Origin of the sequence: Nostoc sp., from assembly GCF_036916575.1 — a bacterium.
GTDB lineage: Bacteria > Cyanobacteriota > Cyanobacteriia > Cyanobacteriales > Nostocaceae > Nostoc.
In genome coordinates this window covers 76,739-97,711 of the sequence record NZ_JBALGC010000017.1, presented here as the reverse complement: position 1 = coordinate 97,711, position 20,973 = coordinate 76,739, and the positions used below count along the sequence as shown (strand labels likewise).

17 protein-coding genes are annotated in these 20,973 nt (G+C 41.2%); 8 read left to right on the top strand and 9 right to left on the bottom strand.

What is annotated here, in order from left to right:
• Positions 1-278 precede the first annotated feature (278 nt).
• The 5 genes from V7L29_RS05835 (at position 279) to V7L29_RS05815 (ending at position 5,264) form a co-directional block, all read left to right on the top strand.
• Positions 279-1,151 carry a lipid kinase gene (locus tag V7L29_RS05835; protein WP_334734832.1) on the top strand — a complete coding sequence of 291 codons (873 nt, stop codon included), beginning with the start codon at positions 279-281 and terminating at the stop codon, positions 1,149-1,151.
• Between the two features lie 97 nt (positions 1,152-1,248).
• Positions 1,249-1,854, top strand: a complete 606-nt coding sequence (locus V7L29_RS05830) for an exopolysaccharide biosynthesis protein (RefSeq protein ID WP_334692620.1) — start codon at positions 1,249-1,251, stop codon at positions 1,852-1,854.
• 637 nt (positions 1,855-2,491) lie between these two features.
• Entirely contained in the window at positions 2,492-3,049 is a 558-nt protein-coding gene (locus V7L29_RS05825) for a hypothetical protein (protein ID WP_334734831.1), read from the top strand.
• A 354-nt stretch (positions 3,050-3,403) separates the two neighbouring features.
• Positions 3,404-4,333 (top strand): hypothetical protein, encoded by a 930-nt coding sequence (locus V7L29_RS05820; protein WP_334692618.1) that lies wholly within the window; start codon positions 3,404-3,406, stop codon positions 4,331-4,333.
• 154 nt (positions 4,334-4,487) lie between these two features.
• Entirely contained in the window at positions 4,488-5,264 is a 777-nt protein-coding gene (locus V7L29_RS05815) for an SDR family NAD(P)-dependent oxidoreductase (protein WP_334734830.1), read from the top strand.
• Between the two features lie 110 nt (positions 5,265-5,374).
• Here the strand turns inward: V7L29_RS05815 and V7L29_RS05810 are convergent, their stop codons facing one another.
• Complete coding sequence (locus V7L29_RS05810) at positions 5,375-6,154, bottom strand: photosystem II S4 domain protein (RefSeq protein WP_334734829.1); 780 nt, start codon at positions 6,152-6,154, stop codon at positions 5,375-5,377.
• 213 nt (positions 6,155-6,367) lie between these two features.
• On the bottom strand, positions 6,368-6,874 hold the full coding sequence (locus tag V7L29_RS05805) for a hypothetical protein (RefSeq protein ID WP_334692615.1): 507 nt from the start codon (positions 6,872-6,874) through the stop codon (positions 6,368-6,370).
• 68 nt (positions 6,875-6,942) lie between these two features.
• On the opposite strand from V7L29_RS05805, the gene V7L29_RS05800 reads away from it, so the two are divergent.
• Positions 6,943-7,275, top strand: coding sequence for a hypothetical protein (locus V7L29_RS05800; RefSeq protein WP_334734828.1), 333 nt, complete (start codon positions 6,943-6,945; stop codon positions 7,273-7,275).
• Between the two features lie 15 nt (positions 7,276-7,290).
• On the opposite strand, the gene V7L29_RS05795 is transcribed toward V7L29_RS05800, so the two are convergent.
• The 5 genes from V7L29_RS05795 to V7L29_RS05775 all read right to left on the bottom strand — a co-directional run bounded on the left by V7L29_RS05795 (position 7,291) and on the right by V7L29_RS05775 (position 13,039).
• Positions 7,291-7,668, bottom strand: a complete 378-nt coding sequence (locus V7L29_RS05795; protein ID WP_334692613.1) for a hypothetical protein — start codon at positions 7,666-7,668, stop codon at positions 7,291-7,293.
• A gap of 445 nt (positions 7,669-8,113) precedes the next feature.
• Complete coding sequence (locus V7L29_RS05790) at positions 8,114-10,303, bottom strand: TolC family protein (RefSeq protein ID WP_334692612.1); 2,190 nt, start codon at positions 10,301-10,303, stop codon at positions 8,114-8,116.
• A 104-nt stretch (positions 10,304-10,407) separates the two neighbouring features.
• The gene (gene kaiC / locus V7L29_RS05785; RefSeq protein ID WP_334692611.1) at positions 10,408-11,970 is read right to left on the bottom strand and encodes a circadian clock protein KaiC; all 1,563 of its coding nucleotides are present in this window, start codon (positions 11,968-11,970) and stop codon (positions 10,408-10,410) included.
• Positions 11,971-12,041: 71 nt separating this feature from the next.
• Positions 12,042-12,356: a circadian clock protein KaiB gene (gene kaiB, locus V7L29_RS05780; RefSeq protein WP_334734827.1), complete on the bottom strand. Its 315-nt coding sequence runs from the start codon at positions 12,354-12,356 to the stop codon at positions 12,042-12,044.
• Positions 12,357-12,460: 104 nt separating this feature from the next.
• Positions 12,461-13,039, bottom strand: coding sequence for a KaiA family protein (locus tag V7L29_RS05775; protein ID WP_334734826.1), 579 nt, complete (start codon positions 13,037-13,039; stop codon positions 12,461-12,463).
• 664 nt (positions 13,040-13,703) lie between these two features.
• Here V7L29_RS05775 and V7L29_RS05770 point away from each other — a divergent pair.
• Complete coding sequence (locus V7L29_RS05770) at positions 13,704-16,967, top strand: ATP-binding response regulator (RefSeq protein ID WP_334734867.1); 3,264 nt, start codon at positions 13,704-13,706, stop codon at positions 16,965-16,967.
• Positions 16,968-17,090: 123 nt separating this feature from the next.
• Here the strand turns inward: V7L29_RS05770 and V7L29_RS05765 are convergent, their stop codons facing one another.
• Both V7L29_RS05765 and V7L29_RS05760 read right to left on the bottom strand, forming a co-directional pair.
• The gene (locus tag V7L29_RS05765; protein WP_334692608.1) at positions 17,091-19,067 is read right to left on the bottom strand and encodes an ArnT family glycosyltransferase; all 1,977 of its coding nucleotides are present in this window, start codon (positions 19,065-19,067) and stop codon (positions 17,091-17,093) included.
• Between the two features lie 377 nt (positions 19,068-19,444).
• Entirely contained in the window at positions 19,445-20,080 is a 636-nt protein-coding gene (locus V7L29_RS05760) for a hypothetical protein (protein ID WP_334692606.1), read from the bottom strand.
• A 559-nt stretch (positions 20,081-20,639) separates the two neighbouring features.
• Between V7L29_RS05760 and V7L29_RS05755 the strand changes: the two genes are divergently transcribed.
• Positions 20,640-20,972 carry a DUF565 domain-containing protein gene (locus V7L29_RS05755; protein WP_334692605.1) on the top strand — a complete coding sequence of 111 codons (333 nt, stop codon included), beginning with the start codon at positions 20,640-20,642 and terminating at the stop codon, positions 20,970-20,972.
• The last annotated feature ends 1 nt before the right edge of the window (position 20,973 follow it).

Below are 20,973 nucleotides of genomic sequence, written 5' to 3'. Positions count from 1 at the left end.
ATCATATATAATATTAGCATAATAATATAAATAAAAATACTTAAAAAATTTATTTAATGAGTAATAATTATATCTATTTATTAGTAAGACACTGAAGACTAATAGAGATAAACTAGATAAAATAGAAATTAAAAACTTAGTAACCACAAAATAATAAACATTGACGAAATGAATTGCTGATAATTGTCATAACAACTTAAACACTTTTTTATAGTCAACTTAAAGCAGAATACATAGATGCGGATAATTGGACATATCAACTACAAAAGGTACTACCCATGAGTTCCCGCGCACTGCTGTTAGTAAATCGTCATGCCCGCCAAGGACAAAAGGGTCTGTCGCAAGCGATTCAATATCTGAAGACACTCGGCTTTGATTTAATTGAGGAGTCTACAGAAGACCCCAAACATCTTGCTGAAGTCATATTTCGCTATCAGGATCAAGTTGACTTGGTAATCATTGGTGGAGGAGATGGGACTCTCAATGCCGCAGTCGATGCTTTAGTTGATACTCAGTTGCCTTTGGGAATCTTGCCTCTGGGAACTGCTAACGACCTAGCGAGAACTTTGGAAATCCCAAATTCCCTCAGCGAAGCTTGCAAAATTATTGCCTATGGAAATTTACACCGCATCGACTTGGGTTGGGTGAACGGTAAGCACTTTTTTAACGTTGCCAGTCTGGGATTGAGTGTAAAAATTACCCAGCGACTTACCAAACAAGTCAAACGTCGTTGGGGAATATTTGCTTATGCCGCCACTGCATTGCAAGTGATTTGGGAAGCTAGACCTTTTACTGCGGAGATTGTGATTAAGGATGAATCAATTCGCGTGAAAACAGTGCAAATTGCTGTGGGTAACGGCCGCTATTATGGGGGTGGTATGGCAGTGGCTCACGATGCCACAATAGATGACCAAAGGCTAGATCTCTATAGTTTGGAGATTAGACATTGGTTACACATTATACCAATATTTCCGGCAATGCGAGAAGGGCGACATATACATTGGCCGAGTGTACGCTCTCTTCAAGGTCAAGAAATAGAGGTGTATACTCGCAAACCGCGCCCTATCAATACAGATGGTGAAATCACTACCTACACACCTGCTCATTTCCGCGTTATACCTAAAGCTATAGCTGTTTTAGTACCCCAGTAAATTAAGAGTTAGGAGTTAGGAGTTATTCTCTTCCATCTCCCTCATTTCTGACATCTCCCCTACTAAAAATGTGGGAACTCGCATCAACTCACGCCAAATGCATCTGAGATTTTCTCAAGATATAAAGTCCCTGTTGCAACGCCTAGCTGAACAACCGCTGACTCTAGGTGATATTTTGGCAGAAACCTCAGAACGAGGATTCTGCTTGGTAATTACATTATTAATTTTGCCCTTTTTATTTCCTATGCCACCAGGATTAACTGGCCCTTTTGGTGGTGCTTGTTTACTTTTGTCAGTGCAAATGGTTTTAGGGAGGCGATCGCCTTGGCTGCCGAAAAGAATCGCTAACTACAAATTTCCTCGTCCCTTCGCCCAGTTACTTTTGCAAAATTTGGGACGTCTTACCAAAGTTTTACAGAAAATCGCCCGTCCACGATTGGCAAAAATAGCCCATAATCCTTTGATTTGGCGAATTAATGGGCTTTGTATCTCTTTATTAACAGTATTACTAATATTACCAATTCCGTTTACAAATCCCATCCCCACTATAGGTATTTTACTTTTGACTGTTGCCACTATTGAATCTGACGGTTTATTAATTTGCATCAGCTACGCCATTACTGTTCTGATTACCTTATTGTTTGGATTTCTTGGTTATGCAGTATGGTTAGCTCCTAGTTTGCTGCCATCTATATTTAAATAATAAAAGCCCTCAGCCTAAAGCTGAGGGCTGTAATTTATTAAGGTGCATCTACCATTTCTTAATCCGCTTTATTGATTGCCATATCCGGGCATATTTAACTTGTGTACAAAGTTATTTTTTTCACGCGTTAAAAATATTACCAATAAAAAAGCCTTCAACTAAAAGCTGAGGACTATGGTTTAATTAAGGTGCATCTACCATTTATCAATCCGCTTTATTGATTGCCATATCTGGGAAAATTAGACTTCTAAGCAAATTTATTTTATTTCTAAATTAAAAAATGTCAGTAATAAAAAAAGTCCTCAACTAAAAGTTGAGGGCTGTGATTTAATTAAGGTGCATCTACTATTTATATATCCGCCTTAGTTATTGCTGCATCAGGAAGAATTCAAAAAAAAACGGATGGCTGTGGAATTGATTTCGTTTAGCTACAAAAGTAGTACTAGTCTCAACGAGGATAACCTGGGGTTTTTGACTAGGTAATCATTGATCAACTTCACAATAATTTTACAAATATCCGGAATTTCCCCTAGATACACAAAGTTTCTGTTAATATCTCTGATAGGATATCCGCAATAGTACGAATTTAGTTTATTAGTTGGGTATATGACTATGAAAGTTAGATGCACCCAACTTGATGAAGCGATCGCAATTTCTATTAGCCCTTGGTAGTCTTAGTATTGTCGGAGGAGGCTTTTTTCTGAGAACAACTTTTAGTAGTACTAGCGAACCTAAAATAATAACTGATACATCACGTTACAAAGAAATTCGTAATCAACTATGGTCTAATAATGACCAAGTAAAACATTTTCCTAATGAGATTCCCATTGATGCCAAAGACGTTCGCATTGCTTACTCTTCCGAATTTTTGCAAGGAAATAGTTTTTTTCAAATTAGGCTGAAACAGCCACCAAAAGAGATAGAAAAATTACTTTCACAATACAGAAGTAGTGCAAAACACAAATATATGGGTGGTAACACAAACGACCACATAAACCAGCCTAACGGTGTGCCGACAACTTTTTTCTACACCAGTGACTTTCCTACGGAATCTTTTCCAGCTACTTATGAAATATTAGTATTAAATACAGATGACAAAGGTAGACCTGGCTTCAAATGGAATCATGGAGATAGCTACGGCGTCGCAATTAATAGTTCAGCTTCAGAAATTATCTATTGGTCTGAAAAATGGTAATTAGCAATTCAAATTCATTTTGAATTGTCATGAGAAAAATTATTATTTAGGACATTCTACTTTAGAAAAAAGAGGCGAAGGAGTGATAATTATGCTTTAAGAAAACTCCATAACAAGAATGATCCAATGCAATACTGCTCGGTTAAGCTTCTTTTGGGCATTATAGACAACGATATTTCAAGGGTTTCAGCCTACTTTCTTTGCTTTCTGGGAAAGTTACGTATCTTTTTCGGATTAAGACGTATAATAAGCAACAAAAGGTAGATACTTTTGTTATACAGGAACTCATCTCACTGGTACAGTTAATAGTGTTGTGTTCAATTCACGATAATTTAAGCAACAGAGGTGTGCAAAATGAAAAATTTAGTAAAGAGTCTCTTTGATGAACGAACCAAATCGACTATTAGATCATCTGAACTATATCAAACTTTCCACAATAAAATGCATTCAAGTAAGCTAGCTGTTGCAGGCAAAAGGCTTGATATTTGTGCCAATGAAATTGCTATCTATCTGCTTCAGTCTGGTAAAGAAAAATATGTGTTGCGTGATAAAGTTTGTCTTGAAATTGGAAGTGGATGGTTATTGACTCATTCCTTAGTATTTTACCTTCTCGGAGCAAAAAAGGTTTATGCAACCGATGTTTACCCGTTATTACAACCCGAAAATATTTTGAAAGCCGTCTGTAAGTCTGTAGATTGGAGTATTTTAGATAGTCTATCTACATTTGAAGATCGTGAGATTATCAGCTTACGTTTAAAGAAACTGCTTTCATTAAGAAATTTCTCCGTAGAAGTCTTAAAAGACTTGGGTATAGAATACGTTGCTCCTATTGATTTATCTCAAAAATTACCTACTAAAGAAAAAATAGATTTCATTTTCTCTAAATCTGTGTTAGAGCATGTGCCAGTTGATGATGTTGTGCCACTTTTAGAAAATCTTGTAAGTGGCCTCTCTGAAGATGGGTTTATGTTCCATCTCATTCATTTAGTGGATCACAAAAATTTAAATGAAAGACCATTTGATTTCTTTGTTTATCCACAGGAAGCCTACTCGAAAGACTTACAATCAAGGTGGGGAAATCGAATTCGACGAAGCCAATGGAAGCAGATATTTTCTAACCTCAAGCATTTAGACTCTAAATTTGTATTTGAGTGGTCATGCAAAGACGGAGAATTACCAGGAAAAATCGATTCGTCTATTCAATATACAGATGAAGAAGATTTAAGAATCTCCCATATCGGCGTAGTTGGAGAATTCACTTCGCTTCCGAAAGTCAAGTCTTAGCGAAGCAGAAGTTTTGAGTGGAGAAAGCCTCCACTCAGACTTCAGTACTAAATGCTGCTTTTACCCTTTTGGGCATATCACTTTGGGTAGTTAAAACTTATAGCCAGCATAGCTAATATTTTAATGGTGCTTACAAACTATCTTAATATGTAGAATGCCAACTGCTTTAATTACTGGTGCGTCTAGTGGTATTGGTAAAGCTTTTGCCCACGAACTAGCTGCACGCAAGACAAATCTTGTACTCGTTGCTCGTTCTGAAGAGAAACTAGGTCAATTAGCTAAACAACTACAAGAACAACACAAAATTCAAGTAGACGTTATAGTCAAAGACCTGACAGAACCTAATGCAGCTGCTGCTGTATTTGATACCACTAAAGTAAAGGGATTAACCATAGACATATTAATTAATAATGCTGGTTTTGGTTATTATGGGGACTTTGCTGAAGGAGATGGAGAAAGACAAGTCAAAATCGTACAATTAAACATTTTGGCATTGGTGGATTTAACCCATAAATTTCTACCCTTGATGCGGCAACGTCGTTCTGGAAGTATTATTAACGTATCTTCTATTACCGCATTTCAACCAATACCATACCTTTCTGTTTATGCTGCCAGTAAAGCTTTTATTCTCAGCTTTAGTGAAGCACTATGGGCAGAAAATCGTCAATATGGTGTCCGTATTTTAGTCACTTGTCCAGGGCCAATAGAAACAAACTTTTTTGCAGAAGCTAATTTTCCTCCAGCGCTGGCAAGTACTACAGATAAAGTGTATTCTTCCGAAAAAGTTGTCTGGGAATGTTTAGACGCTTTGGAAAAAGGCTATCCAACTGTTATTAGTTCTGATACTACTACTCAAATTAGAAGCAAATTATCTCGACTTGTACCGCGCAAACTTCTGTTGAATATGTTAGCAAAACACTTTAAATCCTAAGTATATAGTTGGCAGTTAGGAGTAGAGACGCGATCAATCGCGTCTGTACAGGAGTTTGGAGTTAAAAAAACTGGTGTATTTAAAACTCCAAACTTTTCACTCCTCACTTATTACATATATCTTGTTAATTGAACTCGGTAACGGTCTTTTTTTGTAACGGCGATTTCCCCAATTTCTAAACGTCCTTTAGAGCGAATAGCGATTAAGTCGCCTGATTTGACTTGAGAACTAGCTTGGGTAACTTCCTTCCAATTGACGCGGACATCACCAGCATCAATGAAATCAACCATTTTGCTGCGGGACATGCCAAAACCAGCAGATGCGATCGCATCTAATCGCAAAGAAGCCTCCACAGTAGTTAATTCTTTTTTCTTGGGTTCCCGAACCTTTAATTCAGTTACCTCAATCCGCTGAGTTTTCACAGGAACTGATCGCACCTGTTTAAGATTCATTTCCAAAAATTCCACCAACTCTGGTGCAACAATCGCCTGCGCCCCTCGTTCTCCCAAGACAATTATGTCTCCCGTCTTTTCACGGACAATTCCCGTTCCCAACATTGCGCCTAAAAAGTCGCGGTGAGAGGCGGTATCAAACAGGAAATTACCAGCAATTTCAACGGCGACAAGGCTGACTTGAGATTGATCTAAGGGAAGTTCTGAACGAGCGATCGCTATTCTTTGGCGTTCAGCTTGCGGATATCCACCCCACGCCGCCAATTGCACTTCTGTTAATCGGTTAAACACCCGTTGAATTTCCGCCAACTCTGGGGGGGATAGAAAATCTGTCAAAACCACTTCCCAAGTTTTGATGGCTTGCTCTGCTTGGTCAATTACACGAGCTACACTATCTCGATTTTCTACACCTTTTAAAAGTTCTTCTCGTGGCAACATTCTTAAAAATTATCAGTTATAAGCTAGGAGCTAGGAGGTATGAGTTAGGAGTTTGGAGTTAGGAGTTGAAAATTAAGCTGCTAGTAGGTAAGGGTAAATGAGGCAAACCATATTAATTAATATAAATCTTTTTGATCACAACGGCTTGCGCCACCTCCAAAGAACAGGGAAGCAACTCAAGTCGCTGTGTCGTGATGTGTAAACTATGATTCATTACGCGCTATTTGTGTCAGCATAACCTTGGATATTTTCTGGATCAAACTGACGTAATATTCGAGTTGCTTGCCGAGTGAGAGTTTCAGAACCTTGAACAGCAACTAAGTATTTACCCGCATCTAAGCGGTTACGATAAGGTAATGCATCACCACTACCTACGAGTAAACCGACTCCGCCACCCACTAAAACACCACCCATAGCACCACTAGCAGCACCCAGCAGTCCACCAATGATGTGATTGCCAACTTCACCTGCCCAGGCAAAAGTATCTAAACCAGTGATTAGGCTGAATGTAAAACCTGCAAAAAAGCCAAATGGTATCAGCCAGGTTGCCATCAGTTGCGCTTGCTTTTTGGCTTGGTCTTTGGGGTCAATTAAGCCAAACTCGTCAGCCGTTTTATACCCCCTCCCCAAAATAGTACTGTTTATGCCTTCTTTTTCTAAAGCTAAGTAAGCAGCTTCGGCTTGAATGCGGTCTGGTAATACGGCAACAAGGTAATTCATTGATTTTACAATTTGTTTAATAGAGTTTTGCCTTAATTAACAGCGTATCAGTCCTGGTCGAATCAATCTTGCATTGGGTAGGAGTACAGACGCGATTAATCGCGTCTGTACAGGAGTTAGGAGTCTTACTCCCCAACGCTAGTAGGGGAGCCAGTGCGTTGCGGGGGTTTCCGACGCTCGGTCGCCCTACAGCCCTACGGGCATCCTACGGCGGGCGTCTCCCCTTGGGAGAAGAACTCGCTCTAAGCGTTCGTGTAGCGTCTTGTAGAGAAGCCATGCCGTTGGCGCAGCCCAAGGTAGAGAAGGCTTTACGCTGCGCTATCCGTTATAGCAACTGGCGTAAGGGGTTGGGGGTTAGGTCTGTATTGAACTCAACTGCAAACCGTGATTGCACAAGTTAAATATACATGGGCTGATCACTTTAGCGAATCTAGTGGTTCACAAAAATTGTTCACGCCTTGCTTGAGGACATATATCAAAACTGGTGTTGCCAAAATCTTAGGAAACGTCGGCGTTGCTTTTAGATTTTCCATCATCTTCTGAAGTGAAGTATTAAGCAAATCTTCCCGATATTCTTGTTCGCAAATGACCACACGCCATTTTCTAGCCAAGGCATCTAACCACTCGGAATTTGCTCTTTCTGGTTGTTGTCCGGCTCGGATAGCTAGCGTCATCGCCGCATCTTCTAAATCTCCATCACAGTCTTCAATCAAATCCAGCGCTTCCATATCGCTCTTATCATCTGCCAATTGAGAGCGAAACTGTGCAATTTCTTGAGATGTTACTTTAGTCATGAGTCTTTGACAAGGCGAGCGATGCCTACGGCGGTAAACTACGAACACTCAGTTATGTTATATCATTTCACAAAATTCCTGTTATAAATACGTTTTTGGGAGCGCTTTCAGAATTCAAAATCCGTCTTGAACAGTTCACTTAAGGATTAAGCTGTGCCATATTTAATTTGTATATAGAGGGCGCTCATGTTGTCCATCACACAAGACTGATATTTAATTAGGTTTGCAATTTAGATGACTTTCAGCTTATCAGTGGAAATTTTAGGCGTGTAGAGATGCGTTAGCACAGCGGGACGTTAGCACAGGGGGCGTACTCCTACGGAGAAGCAAGCTAGCAAGAGCGTCTCGTAGAGAAGCCCAGTCCAATTTCGCGTCTTTTTTAACTAAAAGCCTCATTTTTCAATGAGGCTTTTAGAATTTTTAATTGGGAGAGAAGTCAACAGTACTAGCGTAATGCTCTGAGGGTAACAGACCGTTGTAACTGAGCTAAAGCGCGGTTGTAATCCAAAATTGCTGTGACTCGATTACCTTCAGCTCTAGTGAGGTCGTTTTCAGAGTTAATGACATCAGTTTGAGTACCTACACCAGCTTGGAATCGCAAACGCGCTAAACGTAGAGCTTCCCTAGCTTGTTCTAAAGCGGTATTAGAGGTTTGAACATTTTCTAAATTAGCTTGCTGGGTAGAATAGGCTTGTTCTACTTGAAGGCGAATTTGGTTGCGCTGTTCAGCAAATTGAGTTTCTGCGATCGCAATATCAGCTTTTGACTGATCTGCCCTTGCTCTTGCTGCTCCTCCATCATACAAATTTAGGGTTGCCTGAACTCCCAATGAATAACCATCAGTAACGCTGACATTATCATTGAACTGATCTAGCAGGTTGTAGCCGGCGACCAAACTAACTTGAGGACCCAGCTCCGCAAGGGACTGCCTACGCTGTTGCTCATAAATATTGCGTTGTGCCAAATTCTGTTGCAGTTCCGGACGATTTTGATAAGCCAGCACAATACTTTGTTCTAGCGTTGGGTTCCAAAGACCAGCTAACTGTACAGGATCAGCGGCACTGATATTTATCGCCTGCGGTAAACTTATCCGAGTTGCTAATTGACGACGGGAAATTGTCTGCTGGGATCTAGCATTAGTCAAATCTTGTTGGGAATTTGCTAAATTCACCTGCGATCGCAACACATCGAACCGCGTACCAACCCCAGCTCGCTCTAAAGCTTCTGCATCACGCAAACTAGCCTCAGAGTTCTGCACAGCCGACTGGGCAATGCGTACTTGTTCATCAGCTTGTTGCAGATTATAGTAGTCTGTGGCAACATTCAGACGGATTGTCTCAAACTGAGTTTCTACAGCCAACTCATAGTAACGTACTTGTTCTTCAGCCGCTCTGATGTTAGCTTGCACTCTCCCAGAGGTGTAGAGGTTATATGAAAGTTGTGCTTGACCAGTAAAAGATGTACTGGGTCGATCTACCTTAGCGACGAACGGATCTTGAGCGCTTAATTTGTCCTGAAGCTGACCATTAGGAGACTGACTACGAGTAATATCCGTGCTAATTCCCAGAGTGGGCAATAAACCAGCTTGCGCCTCGCGTAGAACCGCTCGATAGCGTTCTAACTGCAATAAGGACACCTGTAGATCGCGATTGTTACGCCGTGCTAACTCCAGAGCCTGTGCTAAAGTAATCGGCTGATTTCCCTGAAATCTCACTTCCTCTGGTTTGGTGGGAAATTGCAAGGGATTTGAGTTAGGAATCAGGTTATCGGGAATTTGCACCGCCCCTGACGGCGCAGGAGTTACGGTTCCTGGTACAGTGGGAGGTGGTACTGAACCCCCTGGTGCAGGAATTACGGTTGTCGGCACAATCGGAGTTAGCGTCGAATCTGTGGGAATTGGAGTATTACTCTGAGCCACGCGGCCAATAGTACTTTTTTCTAGGCAGGCGCTTGAGGCCAGTAGCAAATTAGTCAAGGAGTCAGTCTTACTTTTTCTCAACTCCTGTGGACACCTCTGCGCTGACAGCAATTTTGCTGCTCCTACACCTGTGGCTGAAGTTTGTAAAAATGTTTGCAACTTAGTAACAGTATTTATCTTTTGAACCACTGGCTGCTGTGCAGAAGACAGGGACAAAATTTCTTTTTGAACAGAAGAGGATTTTGAAGTGTAGTTGGGAACTACTATCCTCTTTAATTTTTGCCCATAGGCGCTTGTATTACTCTGTTTTTGATTATTTTGAGTAGAACGGCTGACATCAAGCTGTTGGGAAGGATTAGAGCTAGATATCAAACTGAAAAATCTACCTTCATCTTTCTTAAGTACTTGTTTTATTGGCACAACAGTATTTCCAGCCGTAAACACTGGAATACTGTTATTACTTAAAGGCTTCACACTAAGTTTAGTAAAACCAAAAGCAGGTACTAAGGTTGGAACACTAACATCTGCACTATTAGGCAGTTGCGTATTCATGGTGTCCACAATCAAGTCTTGACCAGAAGTAGAAGTCAAAACACTAGGAGAAGAGGTCACCTGTACCCCAGTTTCTTTCACAGTACCAGCCAAAATAGGCTGAGTTGTTAAGACCGCTGCCGTCACACCAGGTAAGAAGCTATAAAATAATTGCTGTCCTTTCACCGCATCCCCTCACACGAAAATCAATCTAGCGGCAGAAAACCTTTCTTCACCACAGAATATAGCACGATACTAAACTTAGGAAAGAATATACTACGATACTAAATTTAGGGTTCGGAACTCTGTTTGTCTTCAAAACGTCTAACAATGCGAGAAAGTTCCGCCTTTTCATCGATACTAACGCGAGTAGGTGCACCGCTGACAATTCGTTCGTAGTTCCGGAAAGAATCTTTAATATCGGGACCGTCAGCAGTGATATTATACTCGCGAATGCCCTTATCATGCCAAGACCCGCGCATTTTGAATACGTTAATTGCTCGTGACATTTCTCCACGAATTTCTACGTACTGCAACATCAAAATTGTATCGGTAATCGTGGAAATATGGGAGTCAGTAATCGAATGTGATCCCATAAATTGGTCGGTTGTGTTGGTAAAAAAACCAGTAATTTCTTCTTGTTTAGCATAACCCGTCACACCAATTACAAACTGCCGAAATGCATTATTGGTTACTCCTCTAGCTAATGCTGATAGGGAGTCAATGGCGATGCGGGCTGGTTTGAAGACAGCAATTTCTGATTTAATAATTTGTAAGTGGTCTTCTAAACCAGTTGATTCCGGATAGGTACAGATTATTTTGAGTAAACCTTGATCCTCTAATTCTTCAAAATCAATTCCCCAAGAGGAAGCATTGCGAGATAGTTGGGCGCGTGATTCTTCATAAGCAAATAATATTGCCTGTTCTCCATTCAGGCAGCCATCTTGAATAAACTTACTGACTAACAAGGTTTTGCCAGTACCTGTGGCTCCTGTTGCCAAAATAATTGAATCTTTAAAGAAACCACCACCGCACATTTCATCTAAGGTTTTGACACCAGAAGATACCCTGATATTAGAAGACCGTTGAGTCAAGCGCATTGCTCCCAGTGGGAAGATGTTAACACCTTCATTAGTAATCGTGAAGGGATATTCGCCTTTCATATGAGTTGTGCCGCGCAACTTGAGAATTTCAATTGTGCGACGGCGGCGTTCTCCTTCTAAAGCGTTGCGAACAATTACTACATTATCGGAAACAAATTCTTCCACTCCGAAAGAGGCAACAGGACCATATTCTTCACTACGTTCAGTAGTAATTATAGTGGTAACATTCAGGAGTTTGAGACGTGCTACTAGGCGAAAAATCTCGCGCCGCACTACTCCCATTGCTTCATACTGTTGAAATACCGCTGTTATTGAGTCGATAGAAACTCGTCTAGCTTTGTATTTGCGAATGGCATATTGCAGGCGCTCAATGAGTGCAGAAAGGTCAAAATTACCAACGATATCTTGACCTTCAGGATCAGGAGATGCATCGAGAATAAATAACTTGCCTTCCTCGATTAGGCGTGGTAAATTCCACCCAAAAATATCGGCATTTTTAATAATATCACTGGGTGATTCTTCAAAGGTAACAAATACTCCTGCTTCATCAAAGTAGGTAATACCGTTATAGAGAAACTGAAGAGATAATAAAGTTTTGCCTGTGCCGGATGTGCCGCTGATTAAGGTAGTTCTACCAACAGGTAAACCACCATGACTAATATCGTCAAACCCTTCGATCATCGTGCGAATTTTTTCTATACCCCTATTTATTGGTGGTTTCTTTGGTTTTACTTGCTCGTTTTCACTCATTGCTAGATAACAAATTAGTATAAAACCCAGTTTTTTTATTACTAAATGGACTTATTTATTTGATTAGAATTTTATTCTTCAAAATCCTGTTCACTCAGTTCTTCATAAAGCAAATCTAATCCAATTAATACTCTTTCTCTATCTGAAAGATCCCCGATAATTTTGCGAACGGGTGGAGGCAAAATTTTAGATAATGTCGGCGTCGCCAATATTTTATCTTCTTCTGCCAGTTGTGGGCTTTTCATTACATCGATCACTTTTAAAGCATAAACACCTTCAAACTCCTGTTCTAAAATATTTTTGAGTGTTTTTAATGCCCGGACTGAATTAGGCGTATTCCCTGCTACGTAAAGCTTGAGAACGTAGGTTTTTCTGGCTCTGTTCATATACTTAAAAGCTAGTCATGATCATAGAAAGATAATATTTGTTTGCACATTGGGAGTCACTAAAACCAGTAGCTTCTACCAAGTCGAACATCGATACATCTAATTTATTTAGAAATCGAACTCCTATAGATTTCGCACAGGTGAGCCAGGATATCTATTAACGTCAGGCGGTAATCAAGTAACGTTTCATTGCTCCTTCCTTCTAATTTTAGCTGGTTAGAAAATTCTTCAATTACATCCATGTGAATTTCGATGATTTGGGGCACAGGAATATTAGCATAAAATATAGTATTGATAAATTTATCAATTTTGTCTTTGAGTGTTTTGTCTGTGGTAAAATAATTTATAAGAATTCGGCTGTAATCTGATTTAAGCTGTCTTAATAATCCTTGCTTTTCTGCAGGAGTCATCTCATGGAAATCCTGTTGGCTTTTTTGCCTGTGACTGGCAAATACATAGATGTATTTGCCAGTGTATGCCTTAATTGGATTTTGTTGTGGCCAAGGTAAGTAGTTGATTTCTCCAAAGGTAGTTGCAGCAACAGGTAGGTAGCAAAATTGGACCATAATCGCGTCAATCAATTTCCACACCCACGTGCTTAAATCTTTTTGCTTGGCTAAGTCAATTGGATTATTTAAACTTTTGTTAACATCAGATTGCAGAATCAATATCGGTAATAACATCTATTCTTGAATATCTCTCCTTGATCGCCCTGACCAAAAAATGTGGGCTGATAAGTTTGGCAAACGCTTCTAGGATAATACTGGGTGAGCAGTAACCTGGTGATTCCACCCCAAAATAACGCTCTGTGTTCGTAGATAGTGCTAGCCACTCAACAACCCAGTGCAGCAAGTGAGTGGTAGGACTTAGTCGGTCTTTGATGATCAGGTATCTGTCGGCATGGCAAGACACAGTAGCTAATTTATTATTTGCATATCTATGTACATAAATAGATAGATTTTTTTATTTTGCTTCTTGATAAGATACTTAAACGAACTTAAAGGATTGTCGCATTCTAAATCATTATAATTCCTCAAGGTTCTAAAGCGAATCTTTGGGGCCATAATTGTTTTAGCTGTTGTTATCGATGAGGAGTTTAAATACCAGTAAGACATTACGGAGGCTAGTTGCTAAAAATGAGAAACGTCGCCTCTTGGAAAAATGCACTCGTCCGCAATTCCCGTGTCCGTGAGGGGAAATCCCATTGTTTTATTTAATGGCGTTGAAATAACCAGAGTTGCTTATATGAGTCTTCTTAGAGGATATGGCTTCAGGCAAAAAGACCATCAAAAGTTGGCAGATGGAAATGCCGGAGGTTTCCCCAGGAAGAATGACCCCCGAAGCCCTATGTTAATGCTAGATTACCCGCTTTATGACTTTCAGGCAACCGTACCTAGCTGCCCCCAAACAAGTTCTTTGGCAGTGGTGTTGGAGATTTTTGAGCAAGAGCAGTGCGATCGCCTGGTAGTAGTAAATCAACAGCGATGCCCCATAGGATTGCTGTATTCTGCCCGTTTAATCCAAAAATTATTAGCACATAGTGACGATAAAAATCTAAATTTACACCAATCACTTTCTTCCTGGGGTCAAGATCTAATTGAGCCAATACAGACAATATCAGCTTATGAGCATGTAGAGCAATTAAGCTTGCGCTTGTGTTATCCACAAGCCGAAAAACACCAGAACTTAGATTGGGCACTGATTGACTCTGATGGTCAATATTTGGGGCTGTTGGATAGTTCACGCCTGTTGCGACTGTTGGCTAAGGAACGCATGGCTGGGTCATTAAGTTCAGCCACCCAGAGGTCGTCTGGTGAGCATCGCCATGAGTATGATACTGGTGTGCAGACGCCAAATGAACCCAAGTCATTGGCACACCAGCCACTGGTACACTTGCTGGAAAGACTGCCTTGGCCTTTGATGTTGCAAACGGGTACTGGCGAGGTGGTAGCACGAAATCCCGCCTGGTGGCAGCAATTAGGAGTCTTGAAAGATCCAGAAGGAGTTAGGCAACAGGTGGAGGCAATACTTGTCCCTAACCGCTCTGAAAAACCAGAATATGCCACCCAACGAGCAATTAAGCTTCATCCCAATGGTAGGGAAAATGAACATGGTGATCAAGAAGAACAGACTCAGCAAGAAACATCTGGTGATGCTGTATACAGTCGATGCTATTTGGATAGTCAGGTGGGTACTTGTACCTGCGTTGTCGAAGTGCAAAATGGTCAGGAGCGAATCTGGCAGTTTGCCAAAATTCCATTAGATAGTCCTGAGTTTAAAGTCATGAGTGCTGAATCTGAAGTTGTACTCAGCAATGATTTGTGGTTAGTTTTAGCTACTGACGTGACTGAGCAGCAACAGCTTTGCAAAGAATTGGCAGCAAAGAATGCCGATTTAATTCAACTAAATCGATTGAAAGACGAATTTTTAGCTTGTATTAGTCATGAACTCAAAACTCCCTTAACTGCTGTTTTAGGATTATCGCGCTTGCTCGTGGATCAGCAGTTGGGAGAACTTAACGAGCGTCAAGCCCGTTATGCAGGACTGATTCATCAAAGCGGACGCCACCTGATGAGTGTGGTTAATGACATTTTAGATTTGACCCGGATGGAAACGGGACAAATGGATTTAACGCTGACGCCAGTAAAAATTAGTGCTGTGTGCGATCGCGCCCTATCGGAAGCCAAAGCTATTCACACTCAAACTACCAAAGCGACAGCGACTTCTTCAACAGAAAATGCCCGTTCATCTGCTCCCCAATTCTGCCTTTCCATTGAACTAGGCTTAGACCAGATAGTGGCAGATGAATTGCGCTTGCGCCAGATGCTAGTACACCTACTTTCCAACGCTTTTAAATTCACCGAAATATCTGGCGAAATTGGGCTGCGGGTGAGTCGTTGGGAAGGATGGATTGCCTTTACAGTTTGGGATACAGGCATTGGCATTCCTGAGCACCAGCAACACTTAATCTTTCAAAAATTTCAACAACTAGAAAATCCGCTCACCCGCCAATTTGAAGGCACTGGTCTGGGGCTAGTATTAACTCGCGCCTTGGCTCGCCTCCACGGAGGAGATGTCAGCTTCTTATCTCGTGAAGGAAAAGGTAGCCAGTTTACACTACTTCTGCCACCCAGTCCCCCGAAAACAGGCTTTTCTGAACCAGATATGGGAATCAGAGAAGACGAAGAAACACGATACCAACAGACACGGGAAATCCCCGCAGTAGCTCGTCAGCATGTTATTATCCCCACACAGCATCATCTTGCGAGTTCGCAACGGTTGGTCTTGATAGTCGAGGCAGTAGCCCGATATATTGAAGACTTGACCGAACAACTCAAAGGTTTAGGATATCGGGTAGTGATTGCGCGCTCGGGGACAGAAGCAGTCGAAAAAGCTCGGCGCTTGCAACCAATAGCGATATTTTTGAATCCATTGCTACCTTTGCTATCAGGCTGGGATGTGCTGACTTTACTGAAATCTGACACCGCAACCCGTCATATATCTGTAATTGTGACCGCAACGGCAGCGGAAAAGGAACAAGCATTTGCTAACCGAGCCGATGGTTTCTTAAGCTTGCCAGTAGAACATCAGGTATTAGCACCAGTTCTAGAAAAATTATCTACTGCACAAGCAGTTTTGCAGCTAGGGTTAGACAACAGCGCGATTATCCCAACTAAGACTCCACTGCGAATTCTCAGATTGGTGAATCCCAAGTTGGAATCGGTCAATCCCCACCCCTCACTTCGAGAACACCGAGTGATTGAAGTAGATGACCTAGATCAGGCAGAACTTTTGGCGCGGGTATGGCAGTTTGATGTAATTTTGCTAGATGTCGAAAGTACCACTGCCCAAATTTATCTACAACAACTAATTGAGCACCCACGTTTGGCAGCTATACCACTAGTTACTTGCGATGTGGCAACCACCCTAATAGCTTCTAAAATACCAGGGTTATCTGTATTTCCTTACTTAACACCATTTGCTAAAGACAAGAGCAGTCGCACCGAGAAAAAAGATGCCTTACTATCAGTACTGCAAATTGCTTCTGGTATTTGCTGCCCTGCCAACATTTTGGTAGTGGATTTGACAATGCTGCGTGATTTTCCACAGGGAAGACGCAAGCAAGTTAAGAGTTATCAGACTGAAAAAAATTGCTCAATTAGTAGTGAAACTGCTAAACGGGGGTCTGAGTGGTTCCAAGCTTTAATTCAGTACCTACAAACAGCAGGCTTCAAAGCGGCGATCAGTCCCTGTTGGGCAGAAGTGTTACAACAAATTCGTCACCAAAGCGTTGACTTACTGCTAATTTGTCTAGGAGAATCCGCTATTCACAAAGACGTGCTAAAAGCACTGAAAACATTGGGAGATTCACCTGACAAGTTACCACCAATTTTGGTACTGAATCAGCGATTAAATCGCCCTGAAACGAGTTTCCAGTCTGGGGTAGCTTATAAGGAAATTGACAAGCAAAAAAAGAATGGTTTGGAATCTATAGAAACTGTTGTTGGTGCGATCGCTACCCAAATATTACCGCGATCAATATCAATGGAAGACCTCTTAAACCAGATCAATCAAGCTTTAGCTGTCAACGGTTACAATGACAAATGTTAATGGGGAATGAAGAAGAGGCAGGGGAGCAGGGGAGCAGAATTAATAACCAATGACGCCAGTCGCCTCAAGTTGGGAAACCCGCCCACAGCGCTGGCTCCCCAATGCCTCATACCCCATGCCCAATTATGATATATCTATTTTTTCATTTTTCTTTTTCTTAAAAGGAACTCGAACCAAGTTATAAGCACCCTTGGCTGATAAACTCTTGTAATCATCTGGCTGTAAGTCCATTTGTAAAAACTTTTTCTGTTCAGCCAACAGCAGCACTGAGGGAGGTTTTAGTCCTTTGGCAGCCTGGTTTTTAATGTGCTCTACAGCCTCTTGAGGGAATTTTAAATAATTTACGTGAATGTGGCTGTAAAAGACTACACTAGGCTTTTTAAAGCCAAGCATGATCAATTCTTCATCTGGTTGTTTTGCTTCTAGGATGACCGCAGATAACTCCCTTAAGGGTAATTGACGTTCTCGATCAATAAAGAACGAAACAGGCGTTAAGACAAAAATTAAAAACGCCACAAACCCTAGTAAATTAATACTGATAATGTAGTTCCAACGGCGACTTAGTAAGAAACCCGCAACCAAAACAGCACAACCCAGCCAAATTATGCCGGCTATTACTGGTAAACCAGATTTTTGAATTAGTTCGTGGAAGTTACTTATAGCTGGATCAGTACCTAATATGTGGGTTATGTTAAACAGTGCTGTTGCCAAAAATGATAAAAACACTACATTTACCCAACCACTCCAGACGAGTGAGGGGGGGAGATGCGGTGAACTAGTGTTGCCGTGTACGCATATCCCCATGTCCTCTTGATTTTCCCTGTCCTTGCGTTCCCCTATCTCCATGTTTGGTAAAAGGTCGCTCCACAACAAGGCTACCAGGATTGCCGCTGCTGGCATTAAAGGCAAGACGTAACTAGGGAGTTTGGTAACAGCAATGGTGAAAAAGCCAAAGATGCTAGCAAACCAGAACCAGGCGAATAAACCAAACTGCTGAAAACGTTCAAGGGATCGCCAGTGCGATCGCTGCCAAAACTTTAGTCTGACTATAGAGACTGGTAAATACACTGAGTATGGCGCAAAACCCACCAGCACCACTAAAAAGTAAAAATACCAAGGTGCTGAGTGACCATTAACTACTTCTGTAAAGCGTTCCAGGTTGTGATAACCAAAAAAGGAGTTAATGTAATTCCAGCCATTGCGCCAAATTACTAAAGCATACCAGGGCACTGATAAACCGATAATTATCAGTATACCCACGAGAAGGCGCATTTCCCGCAAAACCTCTCGAAGGTTTCCCACATAAAGCAAAAAGGCGGCAACAATTAGCCCTGGCAAGACAATTCCCACTGGGCCTTTAGTCAAAATTGCACCAGCAATCAGCACATAAAAACCTAAGTACCACTTATTTAAGAATAGGGCATGGGGCATAGAAGATTGGGCATTGGTTATTAATTCTGCTCCCCTGCTCCCCTGCTCCCTTACTCCTCCTGCTCCCCCTGCTAAGAGCTCCCTGCTCCCTTCCTTGCCTGCGTACCCTAGAAAGAAACATAACAAAGCTGATGCCATACATGCGGTGAGCAACATATCAGAGACACCCGTTCTTGCCCAAATAATAGTTTCGGGATTGAGTGCCATGAGCGCTGCTGCTATAAAAGATGTTAAGTAGCGGCGAGTAGGACGTGAAACTTGCTCTAATTCGTCTTGTTTAGCCAAATACCAGTGTACGGTGTAAAAAGCTAAACAAATTAAGCCTAACGCTGCGATCGCTGAAGGAAGGCGTACTGCCCACTCATTCACCCCAATAATTGCATAAGCGATCGCCTGACACCAGTAAGTTAAAGCAGGTTTATCGAAACGAGTGTCACCATTGAAAAATGGGGTTATCCAATCACCTGTGACTAACATCTGGCGGGAAGCTTCTGCAAACAGCGGCTCTGTCTCATCAACCAAGCCAGTGTTGCCCAAATTCCACCCAAAAGCTACCCAGCCAATCACCATTAACCACAAAATCGACACACTTACACCAAGGGCTGGATTCTTTCCTATTTTGTTGAACCACTGATCAACAGTGTGTTTAACACTCAATTTCATTCTCATTAGTCAATAGTCAACAATCACTAATCAATAGTCGTTAGTTATCTATCTTTTGTTCTTCAGAGTTTTAAATTCAACAATTTTCCTCTACTGAGTACTCTACACTTTTTCCTATTCAGTAATGCCTGTTGCTCCAAGTCGCCAGAGAAACTTCTCCAACACACTAGTACACTGTGGCAAAAGTTTGCCTAGCTTTAACAATTGTAGGACTTACGCAAAAACCCTCTCAAACTCTCGTTTCTCCGTGACCTCTGTGTTCTCTGTGGTTCGTTTTCCGTTAACTGTGCGTAAGTCCTAAATTGATTAAATCCTTTGTCTAGCTGATGGTAGTTGAATTTACGCGCCCGACGGGCTAGTTCTTCAGTACTACTAAATATTCACTATGGACTCAGCACTAATTGCCATTCTCTGTTTTGGGAATTCCATTTAGGTAATTGAGTTTCGCCGACAACATAGGGGCCCCAATAACGACGAGAACCATCTTCTGCAAAAGCAACTAAAATATCTCCCTTCTCCAGCTTTAAATTATTTTGAGGTAGGGAGAGAATTAGTCCCTTATCACTACCTTCTTGGGGAGCAAAATCCCAATGTGCCGGGAGATCATAGTTAGTCTGTTTAGTTCCAGAGCCTTTTGCTACCGACTGTCGCGCCAGCAGAGCCAACCGCACAGGCTGATTTGTTTGATTGCTCATCCGCAAAGTCCCTTGATAGTTGGCTTTGCCAACTGATTTATCACGATCTGCCAAGACAGGATGAGTATTCTCTTTACTGCTATGTTCTACTTGATTGGTTGGAGTTGTTCCTGGAGTAGATAGGCTAGCGGAAATACCTTTTTCAGGTGAAACGGGTGTAGACGAAGTTGTCTCCAACTGGGTAGTTTCAGTTGGCAGTTGTGAAGATGTATCTGGGTTTGTGGACTCAAAAGATACGCTAACTCCAAAGCATCCCACTAGAGCAACAAGGAGTCCCAAGCAACAAGCTGTAACACCGACGTTACGATACACTGAAGATTTCATATTGATAGTTATTAGAAATAAATATTTTGTCTAGGCTTGACCAAATAGTAGCCTATTATCAATAAAGGCAATTATAGAAAGTAGCCTTATATATACTTTCCTAAAATTAGGGGTACAAATGTATTATAAATATCATTTTGATTAAAAAATATTTGGAGGAAATTATTTACTTTATGCTTGATAAACAAGGCGTACAGACACCCATTGCTTCAGATTTTGACCGTAGGCTTAGATAAAAACAAGAAAATTAGATACCAAGCCAACCAATTCATGTCTATAAACAAATAAAAATTTTGTGAAACCGCTAACGGTCTCAACAAGGCGTCCTTTGCCAAACCCTTAGATAAATCTAAGATGTATATTTCATCTGGCGTTAGAATAAGCACCCTTTTAAGGGCTTGTACTTACCTAGAGATGATCGGATGTGCAAATTTGAATCAACACTGGAAGCCCAGTATATATCTACAATATTAACAAACAAGCTTAGGTTAAAACCAATATCCTCTTCAAATATAAAGATATTTCAAGGTATCTTGACTTTTTAAGAGAAGTCTATCTAATGCAAAACACTCGTCTCAATAACTTGTTCGATGCCATTGCTACACGCTTAGGGCAATTGTTTTTTAATCCTTGGCGGCGACTATCGTTGCTAATAATTAGTTTTTTGTTCGGTTTTTTTATGGGAAACGCAGTTTCCACTACAGCCGGTCAACAGGGTATATTGGACATTGTGGTAGCCGGTTTTTTAGTACTGCTGACGGAAATTACTAGCAGGATATTTTATAATCGCAGCTTTTTGTCAAGGCGATCGCTCTTGATAGACTCACTAAATCTTCTCAAAGTTGGTTTCACCTACAGCCTGTTTCTCGAAGCCTTTAAGCTGGGATCGTAGG

Bases quoted from the DNA above. Each gene is read 5' to 3' on its own strand.
- V7L29_RS05835 (WP_334734832.1), top strand. From the start codon at position 279: ATGAGTTCCCGCGCACTGCTGTTAGTAAATCGTCATGCCCGCCAAGGA.
- V7L29_RS05830 (WP_334692620.1), top strand. From the start codon at position 1,249: ATGCATCTGAGATTTTCTCAAGATATAAAGTCCCTGTTGCAACGCCTA.
- V7L29_RS05825 (WP_334734831.1), top strand. From the start codon at position 2,492: ATGAAGCGATCGCAATTTCTATTAGCCCTTGGTAGTCTTAGTATTGTC.
- V7L29_RS05820 (WP_334692618.1), top strand. From the start codon at position 3,404: ATGAAAAATTTAGTAAAGAGTCTCTTTGATGAACGAACCAAATCGACT.
- V7L29_RS05815 (WP_334734830.1), top strand. From the start codon at position 4,488: ATGCCAACTGCTTTAATTACTGGTGCGTCTAGTGGTATTGGTAAAGCT.
- V7L29_RS05810 (WP_334734829.1), bottom strand. From the start codon at position 6,154: ATGTTGCCACGAGAAGAACTTTTAAAAGGTGTAGAAAATCGAGATAGT.
- V7L29_RS05805 (WP_334692615.1), bottom strand. From the start codon at position 6,874: ATGAATTACCTTGTTGCCGTATTACCAGACCGCATTCAAGCCGAAGCT.
- V7L29_RS05795 (WP_334692613.1), bottom strand. From the start codon at position 7,668: ATGACTAAAGTAACATCTCAAGAAATTGCACAGTTTCGCTCTCAATTG.
- kaiC (WP_334692611.1), bottom strand. From the start codon at position 11,970: ATGAGTGAAAACGAGCAAGTAAAACCAAAGAAACCACCAATAAATAGG.
- kaiB (WP_334734827.1), bottom strand. From the start codon at position 12,356: ATGAACAGAGCCAGAAAAACCTACGTTCTCAAGCTTTACGTAGCAGGG.
- V7L29_RS05775 (WP_334734826.1), bottom strand. From the start codon at position 13,039: ATGTTATTACCGATATTGATTCTGCAATCTGATGTTAACAAAAGTTTA.
- V7L29_RS05770 (WP_334734867.1), top strand. From the start codon at position 13,704: ATGTTAATGCTAGATTACCCGCTTTATGACTTTCAGGCAACCGTACCT.
- V7L29_RS05765 (WP_334692608.1), bottom strand. From the start codon at position 19,067: ATGAGAATGAAATTGAGTGTTAAACACACTGTTGATCAGTGGTTCAAC.
- V7L29_RS05760 (WP_334692606.1), bottom strand. From the start codon at position 20,080: ATGAAATCTTCAGTGTATCGTAACGTCGGTGTTACAGCTTGTTGCTTG.
- V7L29_RS05755 (WP_334692605.1), top strand. From the start codon at position 20,640: ATGCAAAACACTCGTCTCAATAACTTGTTCGATGCCATTGCTACACGC.